Annotated in this window: 10 protein-coding genes; 6 read left to right on the forward strand and 4 right to left on the reverse strand. The window is 69.1% G+C overall.

From position 1 onward, the window contains the following. Positions 1-193: 193 nt before the first annotated feature. The gene (locus tag ACWCRD_RS03430) at positions 194-2,020 is read right to left on the reverse strand and encodes a coagulation factor 5/8 type domain-containing protein (protein WP_450964264.1); all 1,827 of its coding nucleotides are present in this window, start codon (positions 2,018-2,020) and stop codon (positions 194-196) included. Between the two features lie 213 nt (positions 2,021-2,233). Here ACWCRD_RS03430 and ACWCRD_RS03435 point away from each other — a divergent pair, with 213 nt between their 5' ends. The 5 genes from ACWCRD_RS03435 (at position 2,234) to ACWCRD_RS03455 (ending at position 8,631) form a co-directional block, all read left to right on the forward strand. Then, complete coding sequence (locus ACWCRD_RS03435) at positions 2,234-3,550, forward strand: ABC transporter substrate-binding protein (RefSeq protein WP_450964265.1); 1,317 nt, start codon at positions 2,234-2,236, stop codon at positions 3,548-3,550. Between the two features lie 5 nt (positions 3,551-3,555). After that, on the forward strand, positions 3,556-4,551 hold the full coding sequence (locus ACWCRD_RS03440; RefSeq protein WP_450964266.1) for a carbohydrate ABC transporter permease: 996 nt from the start codon (positions 3,556-3,558) through the stop codon (positions 4,549-4,551). Between the two features lie 22 nt (positions 4,552-4,573). After that, positions 4,574-5,413, forward strand: coding sequence for a carbohydrate ABC transporter permease (locus ACWCRD_RS03445; RefSeq protein ID WP_450964367.1), 840 nt, complete (start codon positions 4,574-4,576; stop codon positions 5,411-5,413). A gap of 41 nt (positions 5,414-5,454) precedes the next feature. Next, on the forward strand, positions 5,455-6,819 hold the full coding sequence (locus ACWCRD_RS03450) for a GH1 family beta-glucosidase (RefSeq protein ID WP_450964368.1): 1,365 nt from the start codon (positions 5,455-5,457) through the stop codon (positions 6,817-6,819). Positions 6,820-6,987: 168 nt separating this feature from the next. Then, positions 6,988-8,631, forward strand: coding sequence for an APC family permease (locus ACWCRD_RS03455; protein ID WP_450964267.1), 1,644 nt, complete (start codon positions 6,988-6,990; stop codon positions 8,629-8,631). 42 nt (positions 8,632-8,673) lie between these two features. Here the strand turns inward: ACWCRD_RS03455 and ACWCRD_RS03460 are convergent, their stop codons facing one another. The 3 genes from ACWCRD_RS03460 to ACWCRD_RS03470 all read right to left on the reverse strand — a co-directional run bounded on the left by ACWCRD_RS03460 (position 8,674) and on the right by ACWCRD_RS03470 (position 10,992). Continuing rightward, positions 8,674-9,066 (reverse strand): SCO5389 family protein, encoded by a 393-nt coding sequence (locus tag ACWCRD_RS03460; RefSeq protein ID WP_450964268.1) that lies wholly within the window; start codon positions 9,064-9,066, stop codon positions 8,674-8,676. A 50-nt stretch (positions 9,067-9,116) separates the two neighbouring features. Beyond that, positions 9,117-10,073, reverse strand: a complete 957-nt coding sequence (locus ACWCRD_RS03465) for an ATP-binding protein (RefSeq protein WP_450964269.1) — start codon at positions 10,071-10,073, stop codon at positions 9,117-9,119. Between the two features lie 142 nt (positions 10,074-10,215). Continuing rightward, entirely contained in the window at positions 10,216-10,992 is a 777-nt protein-coding gene (locus ACWCRD_RS03470; protein WP_450964270.1) for a CDP-alcohol phosphatidyltransferase family protein, read from the reverse strand. A gap of 108 nt (positions 10,993-11,100) precedes the next feature. Between ACWCRD_RS03470 and ACWCRD_RS03475 the strand changes: the two genes are divergently transcribed. Beyond that, positions 11,101-12,081 carry a zinc-dependent alcohol dehydrogenase gene (locus ACWCRD_RS03475; protein ID WP_450964271.1) on the forward strand — a complete coding sequence of 327 codons (981 nt, stop codon included), beginning with the start codon at positions 11,101-11,103 and terminating at the stop codon, positions 12,079-12,081. Positions 12,082-12,143 lie beyond the last annotated feature (62 nt).

Genomic DNA, 12,143 nt, shown 5'->3' on the forward strand with positions numbered 1-12,143 from the left:
GGCTCCCGGACGTCGGGGCCCGTCTGCGTCGGTGATGAGCCCGTACGTCCGCTGCCGCGCCGGACCCGGAGCCGCGCGACCCGGCGCTGCGGGGTGCCGCCTGCGCGCACCCGTGCCGCCCCAAGCGGCACGACTGCCCGCAGGCTCATCACACGTACGGGCCCTGCCGTACGTGGATGGGGCCGCGGCCCCTTCATGTCCGTCCCACGGGCGCGGGCGGAGCCGCCCCCGCTGACGGATACGACACCACCGTGGACGGCACCGTCGACGTTCCCGACGTCGGTGTGCCCGTGTCGTTGATGACGTGTTCGTACTGGCCCTTGCCGCCCAGGGAGACCACCAGCAGGTCGTGGAAGCGGACGCCGGGCCGGTTCGGGGCGGTGAAGCCGTTGTGCTGCACGATCGTCGGGTCGACGTCGTAGTAGCAGTAGCTGCCCAGGCCCCAGCCCTCGTGCGTGGTGACGCCGTCGCCGACCTTGTAGGCCGCGTAGCCCTTCACCGAGCCGTTCTGGACCGCGGCCTGGTTCGGGGCGTCGTAGGCCTTCTCGTTCTGGAAGAAGATCGTGCGGCCCCGCTGGCCGTACCACTGCACGTCGTACTTGTTGAAGTGCTCGACGAACAGGCCGGTGCACAGCACGTCGTCGCCGTTCACGACGATCCCGTAGTCGGCGCGGTTGGTGTCCCAGCCGACTCCGTCGCCGTGGTCGGCGCGCCAGACCCAGGTGTGGTCGACGATGGTGTGCCGGTTGTTGATGACCATGCTGGTGGTGGCCTTACCGGCGCCCGCGCCGCCGATGCGGACGAACACGTCCTGCACGGTGGTCGGGTTGGCGGAGTGGTCCCGCCAGGCGCCGCGCGGGCCGATCTCCAGCAGGGCGGGGGAGTTGACCGGTCCGGCGTCGATCAGGAAGCCGGCCAGGCGTACGCCGTCCACGTCGGCCACCCGTAGGACGGTAACTCCGTTGGTGGGAACGAGAGTTGCGTAACCCAGACCCAGCACGACCGTGTTGGCGCGGTTCACCTGGATCGGCTGGTCGAGGTGGTAGATCCCCGGTGTGAGGAGCAGGTGAAGGCCCTGCTTCAGCGCCTGGTTGAGGGTGGCCGCGGAGACCCCCGGCCTGGCGACGTAGAACTGCGACAGCGGGAGCGAGGTGCCCCGCGGGGTGCCGTTGCCCCAGGTGACACCGCGGGCGCCCGTCCGCTTCTCCGGCAGGAACACGCGGAGGTCGGAGGTGCCGGCGACGTACAGGAAGGGTTTCTCGCGGGAGACCGGGGTGGTGTCCAGCGTGGTGTACGGCGGGTTCGGGAAGCTCTGCGCGGGGGCGCCCTCGACGCCGGAGAACACCATGTTCCAGACGCCGTTGAGCCAGCTGCCGATCGCGCTGTCCCGGGTGTACCACTGCTGCTGCGAGTACGGTCCGACCTGGCCGTCGATACGGCTGTCGGCGATGTAGCCGCCGCTCGCCCAGCCGTAGCCCGTGGGTGAGAGGTTGAGGCCGCCGCGGACGTGCATACGGCGGAAGGGGGCCGCCTGTGCGACCGCCCACCGGTTGGTGCCGTTCGCCGGGACCAGGGCCAGGTTCTCCGCCGAACGCCAGAAGTTCTGCGTCGCGTTGCCGTTGAACCAGCCCGCGTCGACCGTGACGTCCCCGTTGATGGTGGTGTCGTCGGGGGACAGGCCCAGGCCCATGATCGAGGTGTAGAAGCCGAGTTGGGCGTTGAGGCCGTTGTAGTTGCCCGGCTTGAACAGCAGCGCGTAGCGGCCGGTGCCGAACTGGGCCGACTCCTGCTGTGCGAACACCTCGTCCAGCTTGGCCTGGACGCCCGGGGTGGACGGGTCGAAGACCAGGACGTTCGGGCCGAGGTCGCCGCCGCCGGGGAGGAGCTTCGGCTTCCCGGGCGGCGACGCGGCGGCGGACGCTCGGGCGGACAGACCGAGCACTGCGGGGGCGGATGCGGCGGCTGCGCCGAGGACGGTTCTGCGGCCCACAGCGGGCAGGCCGGAGTCAGGCAGGGGCATGGGGCGGCTCTCCTGTTCAGAAAGTGAACGAGGTGGGGTTTGGGAGCGCTCTCTCGCCGGTGAATGCTTCAACTACCCGAACGGGCGCGTCAAGAGGTGCGACCGGAGTTCCACAAGGGTTGCCGCACCCCTTGACGCGGCCATCCCCCGAGGTTTAACTCACGTCCTAAATTAAGCCATGAGTGAGATCCCCGAAGGGACACCGCGAGAACCATGCGCAGCATCCGAGCCGCGGCCGTAGGCGCCGTCACCATGTCACTCGCCCTTGCCGCCTCGGCCTGCGGAGGCGGTTCCTCGACCGGCGGTGGGTCCAACGACTCGCCGAAGACGCTCACCTACTGGGCCTCCAACCAGGGCGCGAGCATCGCCGTGGACAAGAAGGTCCTGCAGCCCGAACTCGACAAGTTCGAGAAGCAGGCGGGCATCAAGGTGAAGCTGGAGGTGGTTCCCTGGTCGGATCTGCTGAACCGGATCCTCACCGCGACCACCTCCGGCCAGGGCCCCGACGTCCTCAACATCGGCAACACCTGGAGCGCCTCGCTGCAGGCCACCGGCGCCCTGCTGCCCTGGGACGCCAAGAACTTCGCGAAGATCGGCGGCAAGGACCGCTTCGTCGACTCGGCACTCGGCTCGACGGGGGCGCAGGGCAAGGACCCGGCGGCCGTACCGCTGTACTCCATGGCCTACGCCCTCTACTACAACAAGGCGATCTTCGCCGACGCGGGCATCGCCAAGCCCCCGGCCACCTGGGACGAACTGGTCGCCGACGGCAAGAAGATCAAGGCGAAGGGCAAGTCACCGCTCGGCGCCGAGGGGGCGAACCTCTCGGAGAACATCCACCACGTCTTCGTCTTCGCCAAGCAGCACGGCGCCGACTTCTTCACCGCCGACGGCAAACCCGACTTCACCGACCCCAAGGTGGTCGACGCCGTCAAGCAGTACGTCGACCTGATGGCCGAGGACAAGGTCATCCCGACCGGCGACGCCGAGTACGCGCAGAACCAGTCCGTCAGCGACTTCGCCAAGGGCAAGCAGGCCATGCTGCTGTGGCAGTCCGCCGCCGCCAACCTCAAGTCCCAGGGCATGAGGGAGAGTTCGTACGGCATCGCGCCCGTGCCCGTGCAGTCCGGCACCCCCGGCACCGGCACCCAGGTCAACTCGATGGTCGCGGGCATCAACCTCGCCGTCTTCAAGAACACCCACAACCTCGACGGCGCCACGAAGTTCGTGAAGTTCATGACCAGCGACACCGAGCAGAAGATCCTCAACACGGCGTACAGCTCGATCCCGCCCGTGAAGACCGCCCAGGCGGATGCCGCCTTCAACAGTGCGGCCAACTCCGTGCTGAAGCAGACACTCGCGACGAGCGCCGCCGCGCTGCCGCAGGTCGCCGACGAGTCGCAGTTCGAGACGGCGGTCGGTACGGCCGTCAAGGACCTGTTCGCGGACGCGGCGGCCGGGCGCGCGGTGACCGCCGACTCGGTGAAGGCGGCGCTCGCAAAGGCCCAGCAGCAGATGCCGGCGAAGTGAGCCCGATGACGACCACCGCCCTCAAGGAGCCCTCGGTGAGCGGGAGTTCCTCCGGGGCTGCGGCACGCGAGCCGCGTGACCGCCGCCCCGGCCGGATCCGCCGTATCGGCCTGCCGTACCTGCTTCTGCTGCCCGCCCTGATCCTCGAACTCCTCGTCCACCTCGTGCCGATGGTCATCGGCATCGTGATGAGCTTCAAGGAGCTCACGCAGTTCTACATCCGCGACTGGGGCACCGCGCCCTGGTCCGGCCTCGGCAACTACAAGGTGTCGGTGGACTTCGACGCCCCCGTCGGCGAGGCACTGCTGCACTCCTTCTTCGTCACGGTCGGTTTCACCCTGCTGTCGGTCGGCCTGTGCTGGCTGATCGGCACGGCGGCCGCGGTCTTCATGCAGGACACCTTCCGCGGCCGCGGCCTGCTGCGGGCGCTGTTCCTGGTGCCGTACGCCCTGCCGGTCTACGCGGCCGTCATCACCTGGGTGTTCATGTTCCAGCACGACAACGGCCTGGTGAACCACGTCCTGCACGACCAGCTGCACCTCACCGACAAGCCGTCCTTCTGGCTGATCGGCGACAACAGCTTCTACGCGCTGCTGACCGTGTCGGTGTGGAAGGGCTGGCCGTTCGCCTTCCTGATCGTCATGGCCGGACTGCAGAACATCCCGCGAGAGCTGTACGAGGCGGCCGCACTGGACGGTGCCGGGATGTGGCAGCAGCTCCGCCGCATCACGCTGCCGTCCCTGCGCCCCGTGAACCAGGTCCTCGTCCTGGTCCTCTTCCTGTGGACCTTCAACGACTTCAACACGCCGTACGTGCTCTTCGGGAAGGCAGCCCCCGAGGCCGCGGACCTCATCTCGGTCCACATCTACCAGGCGTCCTTCGTCACCTGGAACTTCGGCACCGGCTCGGCGATGTCCGTACTCCTGCTGCTCTTCCTGCTGGTGGTGACGGGCGCGTATCTGGCGCTCACCTCGCGTGGACGGAGTACGGCCGATGTCTGAGGCCCAGAGGTACAAGTCCCCCATGGCCCCGCCGAGTTCGTTCCTGTGGTTCCGGCGGATCTTCCTCACCCTGCTCACCGGCTTCGTCCTGGTGCCGGTGTACGTCATGGTCTCCAGCTCGCTGAAGCCCCTCGCCGATGTCACGGGCGAGTTCCGCTGGCTGCCCAGCGGTCTGACGATCCGCCCCTACATCGACATCTGGTCGACGGTCCCGCTGGCGCGCTACTTCGTGAACTCGCTGATCGTCGCGGGCTCGGCGACCCTCTGCTCGGTGGTGATCGCGGTGTTCGCCGCCTACGCGGTCAGCCGCTACGACTTCCGCGGCAAACGCGTCTTCACGGTCACCGTCCTGTCCACGCAGATGTTCCCGGGCATCCTCTTCCTGCTGCCGCTGTTCCTCCTCTACGTCAACATCGGCAACGCCACCGGCATCGCCCTGTTCGGCTCCCGCGGCGGCCTGATCCTCACGTACCTCACCTTCTCCCTCCCCTTCTCCATCTGGATGCTGATCGGGTACTTCGACTCGGTGCCGAAGGATTTGGACGAGGCGGCGCTGGTGGACGGCTGCGGCCCGCTCGGCGCGCTGTTCCGGGTGGTGGTTCCGGCCGCGATCCCCGGCATCGTCGCCGTCGCCGTCTACGCCTTCATGACCGCCTGGGGCGAGGTGCTCTTCGCCTCCGTCATGACCGACGACACCACCCGCACGCTCGCCGTCGGCCTCCAGGGCTACTCCACCCTCAACGACGTCTACTGGAACCAGATCATGGCCGCCTCGCTGGTCGTCAGCGTGCCCGTGGTGGCCGGCTTCCTGCTGCTGCAGCGCTATCTCGTCGCCGGACTCACGGCGGGAGCCGTCAAGTGAGCCGTCGCGAGACCAACTCCACCGATTCCGAAGGGACTTCCGTGTCCGACCGCATCGACCTCGCCGCCTTCCCGCCCGACTTCCTGTGGGGCACGGCCACAGCGGCGTACCAGATCGAGGGCGCCGTCGCGGAGGACGGCCGCTCCCCGTCGATCTGGGACACCTTCTCCCACACACCCGGCAAGGTCGCCGGCAACGACAACGGCGACGTCGCATGCGACCACTACCACCGCTGGCGCGAGGACATCGGCCTGATGCGCCAACTGGGCACCAACGCCTACCGGTTGTCGATCGCGTGGCCGAGGGTGCTGCCGGGCGGGAACGGACCGGTGAACCCCGAGGGCCTCGCCTTCTACGACGAGTTGATCGACGGCCTGCTGGCGGCGGGCATCACGCCGTTCGTCACCCTCTACCACTGGGACCTCCCGCAGACCCTCCAGGACCGCGGCGGCTGGCCCGAGCGGGACACCGCACAGGCCTTCGCCGAGTACGCCTCGGTCGTGGCGGAACGCCTCGGCGACCGCGTGTCGCACTGGGCCACGCTCAACGAACCGCTGTGCTCGGCCTGGATCGGCCACCTGGAAGGCCGGATGGCCCCCGGCCTGACCGACCTGACGGCCGCCGTCCGCGCCTCCTACCACCTGCTGCTGGGCCACGGCCTCGCCGCCGGGGCGATCCGCGCCGCGGCGCCGTCCGCGCAGGTCGGCCTGGTCACCAACCTCTCCACGGTGCACGCCGCCACCGACCGCGACGAGGACGTACGGGCCGCCCGCCGACAGGACGGGCACGTCAACCGCTGGTGGCTGGACCCGGTGTACGGCCGAGGGTTCCCGGCCGACATGCGCGAGGTGTACGGCGTCGAACTCCCCGAGCGGCACGGCGACTCGGCGACGATCGCCGCCCCGCTCGACTGGCACGGCCTGAACTACTACATGCCGGCCACCGTCGCCGACGACCCCTCGGCCCCTGCACCGCATGTGCGTACGGTCCGCCGCCTCGGCGTCCCGCGCACCGGCATGGACTGGGAGATCGACCCGAACGGCATCGAGACGCTCCTGCTCCGCCTCACCGAGGAGTACGGCGCCCGGCGCCTGTACGTCACCGAGAACGGCTCCGCCTACCCGGACGTCGTACGACCGGACGGCACCGTCGAGGACCCCGAGCGCCAGGACTACCTGGAACGCCACCTCGCGGCCTGCGCCTCAGCGGTTCGCAGGGGCGCCCCGCTGGCCGGTTACTTCGCCTGGTCGCTGCTCGACAACTTCGAGTGGGCGTACGGCTACGACAAGCGGTTCGGGCTGGTGCATGTGGACTACCGGACGCAGGCGCGGACGATCAAGGGGAGCGGGCACCGCTACGCGGAGATCGTCCGCGCTCACCGGGGGCGTGTCCGCGAGGCGGCCTGAAACGGGACTCCTGTGCCGGATCCGGGCGCGGGAGCCCGGATCCGGCACAGGCAGGGCCGCCCCGCTCATGGGCATTTTGCCGAGTCGTGCACGCATGTGCGGCTGCCGCGAGCGCGTCGGCGTGGCACGATGATGTGACGAGGATCACCCTATGAGGGGGTGTGCGTCATGGCCACATCGGAAAAAGCGCCCAGCGCGGGAACCAAACCGGGACTGAAGCGCGAGATCGGCTTCATCGGCCTCATCTGGGCCTCGGAGGGATCGATCATCGGATCCGGGTGGCTGTTCGGCGCCCAGGGTGCCCTGGCGGCGGCCGGGCCGGCGGCGATCATCTCCTGGGCCATCGGCGGCGTGGCGATCCTCATCCTGGCCCTGGTGCACGCCGAGCTCGGCGGAATGTATCCGGTGTCGGGCGGAACCGCCCGCTTCCCGCACTACGCCTACGGCGGCGCCGCCGGTGCCTCCTTCGGCTGGTTCTCCTGGCTGCAGGCCGCCACGGTGGCGCCCATCGAGGTGCTGGCCATGATCACGTACGGCCAGCACTACTCCTGGGCGCACGGCTGGGAGAAGATCAAGGGCGGCGAACACGTCCTGACCGCCTCCGGCATAGCCGTCGCGGTCGGGCTGATGGCGGTCATCACGGCGATCAACTTCCTCAGCATCCGACTGCTGGCCCGCACCAACAGCGCGGCGACCTGGTGGAAGGTCGGCGTCCCGCTGCTGACGATCTTCGTCTTCGCCATCGCGACCTTCCACACCGGCAACTTCACCGCGGCCGACGGATTCAACCCCTACGGCGCCAAGGGCATCCTGTCCGCCGTGTCCACCAGCGGCATCATCTTCGCCCTGCTGGGCTTCGAGCAGGCAGACCAGCTGGCCGGTGAGAGCGCCCATCCCAAGCGGGACATCCCGCGGGCGGTGATCGGGTCGATCATCCTCGGCATCATCATCTACGTCCTCCTGCAGGTCGTGTTCCTCGCCGCACTCCCCGCGAGCCAGATCGGCCATACCTGGGCCAATTCCGCCTTCAACGCGCTGAGCGGGCCGTTCGCCCAGGTCGCCACGCTCATCAGCCTGGGCTGGCTGGCCACGATCCTCTATCTCGACGCGGTGGTCTCCCCCGCCGGCACCGGCCTGATCTACATCACGGGCTCCTCCCGGGTCTCCTACGGCCTCAGCCGCAACGGCTACGTGCCGTCCGCGTTCGAGAAGACGAACGGGCGCGGTGTCCCGTGGGTGGGTCTGATCACCGCCTTCGTGATCGGTTGCATCTGCTTCCTGCCCTTCCCGAGCTGGCGCTCCCTGGTCGGGCTGATCACCAGCGCGAGCGTGCTGATGTACGCGGGCGCACCGCTGTCCTTCGGTGTGTTCCGCAACCGGCTGCCGGAGGCGCACCGCCCCTACCGGCTGCCCGGCGGCAGCTGGATGTCACCGCTCGCCTTCATCGTCGCCAACCTGCTGATCCTCTGGTCGGGCTGGACGACCGACTGGAAGCTCGGCGTCGCCATCCTCATCGGCTACGTCATCCTGATCGCCAACCGCGTGTTCAAGATGAACCCGATCACCCCGCAGCTGGACCTGCGTGCCGCCCAGTGGCTGCCGGTCTATCTGGTCGGCATGGGGCTGATCGTCTACCTCAGTGACTTCGGTCCTCTGAAGCACCCGTGGTTCCCGCTGTGGTGGGACATGCTCGCCACCGCGGTCTTCAGCCTCATCATCTACTACTGGGCCATGGCGGTCGCCCTGCCGGCCGAGAAGATCCAGTACATGATCGACCAGGTCGTCGTCCCGGAGGAGGAAGAGATCCTCTGAGCGGTGGCTGCGGTCGTGCCGGCCGGCAGGGCGCGGCGTGCGTCAGCAGTCCCGGAACTCCGGCGACTGGTTCAGTACCTGCGACCGCAGTGAGGTGAACCGCCCGTACGTCTCGCCGTCCCGTGCCCCCGGCCGGAACGCCGCCACCCGGTGGCAGTTCTGGAAGGCGAGTTCCACCCCGAAGTGGCGTTCCAGGCTGCCGCGGATGGCGTCGCTCGCGAGGGCGCGCAGAAGCTGGCCGCGCTCCTGCCCGGAGGGGGGAGGGGTCTGGTTGTCGGTGAACTCGGCCGTGCCGCCCTTGAGTTCGCCGGCGAGGGAGGCGATCAGGTCGTAGGCGTACGGGAGGGACGTGCGGACCGTGTCCACGAAGTCCTCCTCGCGGAGGTCACCGGACTCGGCTTCGGCGAGGAGCTTCGGGGAGACGTCGAGAGACATGAAAACGGGCGTCCGTTCCAAGAGGTGGTGGATGTTCTGCATGGGGGTGGTCAGGTGAGCGCCGTCGGGCCGGGTACGAACTCCGGGTCCACCTGGGCGGCGAGGTCCAGGCCGGTCGCCTCGTCCGCCCATGCGCGGGCATTGCGCAGGTGGAACTCGACGGCGTGGCGGTGCAGGGCGGACCAGTCCCTGGGGTGGGCGTCGACGGTCTCGCGCAGGATGGTCAGGGCGTGGCGGTTGTGCGGCTCCAGGGTGTCCAACCCGCCTTCCGCGCGGCCCTGTTCGGCCGCCCGTACCCACGGGGAGTGGACCAGGTGGGTCAGGAGGTCGTCGCCCACCTGCTCCTTGAGGAACAGCAGGTCGTCCTCGCCCGTCACCTTGTTGCCGATCACGGCGACACGGATGCCGAACTCGCGGGCGTGGTCGCGGTACTGCCGGTAGACCGAGACGCCCTTACGGGTCGGTTCCGCCACCAGGAACGTGATGTCGAACCGCGTGAACAGGCCGGAGGCGAAGGCGTCCGCACCCGCCGTCATGTCGACCACCACGTACTCGCCGGGGCCGTCGACCAGGTGGTTGAGATAGAGCTCCACGCCGCCGAGCTTGGAGTGGTAACAGGCCACCCCGAGGTCGCTCTCGTCGAACTCGCCCGTCACCATCAGCGGCACGTCGCCCACGCGCCGGACGTGGCGCGCGTGGAGTTCGTCCTCGCCGAGGAGGCGCAGGAGGCGGGAGCCGCGGCCGGGCGGGGTCGTCTTGATCATCGCCTCGCGGGAGGCGATGCGCGGGTTGGTGCCCCGCAGGAAGTCCTTGATCTCGGCCAGATGGGCGCCCAGGGGCGGGGCGTCCAGATGGTCCTCGTCGTGCCCCAGCGCCTCGGCCAGGTGCTGGTTGATGTCGCCGTCGATGGCGAGTACCGGCGCGCCGGAGCGGGCCAGATGACGGGTGAAGAGCGCTGAGAGGGTGGTCTTGCCGCTGCCGCCCTTGCCGACGAACGCGACCCGCATTACCGGGCCGACCTCATTTTGAAAATGAATGTCATGTGGCTAGGTTTTAGGCAGCTTCCGACGGCCTGTCAAATCGACACAGCCCCGCGCCCCTGTAGGGCGCTGCTGAACCGTTTCCTGGTCTGTGCCCGGGAGACAAGGCTCAGGACGCCACCGGCTCGCGTTCCGACTCCAGGTCCAGCATCTCCTCGACCTCGCCGTCCTGGACCCGGGACGTCCGGCGCAGCCACAGGACGTCGCGGCCGAAGGACCAGATCAGTGTGGTCAGGGCCAGTACGACGACCCCGAGGGAGGCCATGGGGGGCAGATAGCCCGAGGCGGCCAGGAGGAGGCAGATGCCCTGCATCGCGGCGACCGTCTTGCGGGCCGTGCTGGGCGGCAGGGAGGCGTTCAGCCACGGCCAGACGCGGGCCGCGGCGACGAAGGCGTAGCGCATGCCGCCGATGAGCAGGACCCACGGGCCGAGCTGCATGGAGACGTACACGCTGAGCACCAGGATCAGGAACGCGTCGACCTCCATGTCGAAGCGCGCTCCCAGGGGGGTGGAGGTGCCGGTGGCGCGGGCGACCTTGCCGTCGACACCGTCCAGGATGAGCGCGACCGCGGTGAGGCCGACGAGGGCGGTGACCGGCGGGGAGCTCTCGAAGGAGTCCGCGACCAGGGCCGTCACACCGCCCACCAGGGTCGCCCGGCCGAGCGTCACGCGGTTGGCCGGGCCGAACGAGCGCGGCCGGGTGCGGTGCAGTGCCCGCGAGAGCACCGCCCACATGGCGACGGCGAAGACGAGGCCGGTCAGCCAGCCCGCCGGCCCCATGCCGATCGCCGTGCCGAGCAGGGCCAGCAACAGGATCTGAACGCCCGCTCCCACAGCGGTCTCCTGCTGGACCAGCCTTGCGTCGTAAGTGTTGTTCAGGGCCACCGCACACCCTCCGGCCGTATGACAAAGTCGATCAACGCCGCGTACTGTGCGCGGCCTGTGCACACCTCGGTACGTGAACAACTTCCCGATCGTTCAGGAGGAGGCCGGATGAACCGCACCGCACGCGCGTTCTGGCTGAGTCGTCCGGGTCTCGGCGAGATCCGGAGCGTCGACCTGCCCGAACCCGCCGAGGGCGAGGTGCTGGTGCGCTCGCTCTTCTCCGGAGTCAGCCGCGGCACCGAGACACTCGTCTTCCGCGGCGGCGTTCCGGAGAGTCAGCACGCGGCCATGCGGGCGCCGTTCCAGGAGGGTGAGTTCCCCGCACCCGTGAAGTATGGCTACCTCAGTGTCGGCAGGGTGGAGGAGGGGCCCGAGGAACTGGTCGGGCGTACGGTTTTCTGTCTGTATCCGCACCAGACGCGGTATGTGGTACCGGTTTCGGCCGTTACGGTCGTGCCGGACACCGTTCCTGCCGAGCGGGCCGTCCTCGCCGGGACCGTGGAGACCGCCGTGAACGCCCTGTGGGACGCCGCGCCGCTGGTCGGCGACCGGATCGCGGTGGTCGGCGGCGGCATGGTCGGCTGCTCGGTGGCCGCCCTGCTGGCCCGCTTCCCGGGCGTACGCGTGCAACTCGTCGACGCCGACCCGGCCCGCGCGAAGACCGCCGAGGCCCTCGGAGTCGACTTCGCGCTGCCCGAGGACGCGCTCGGGGAAAGGGACCTGGTGGTGCACGCCAGTGCAACGGAGCAGGGCCTCGCCCGGGCCCTGGAACTCCTGGCCGCCGAGGGCACCGTCGTGGAACTGAGCTGGTACGGCGACCGGAAGGTGAGCCTCCCGCTCGGCGAGGCCTTCCACTCCCGGCGGCTGACGATCCGAAGCAGCCAGGTCGGCACCGTCTCCCCGGCCCGCGCGAACCGCAGCTACGCCGACCGGCTCGCCCTCGCTCTCGACCTGCTCGCCGACCCGGCGCTCGACGCTCTCATCACAGGGGAAAGCGCGTTCGAGGAGCTGCCTGAGGTGATGCCCCGGCTGGCCAACGGCGAGATTCCCGCGCTGTGTCACCGTGTGAGGTACCCCGAAACGGTCTGACCTGAGAAAAGAGTGAGATTCGGCTGAACGGGGGGAAGCGAAGAGCCGTACTACACGGCATC

Source organism: Streptomyces sp. NPDC002092, from assembly GCF_053593775.1.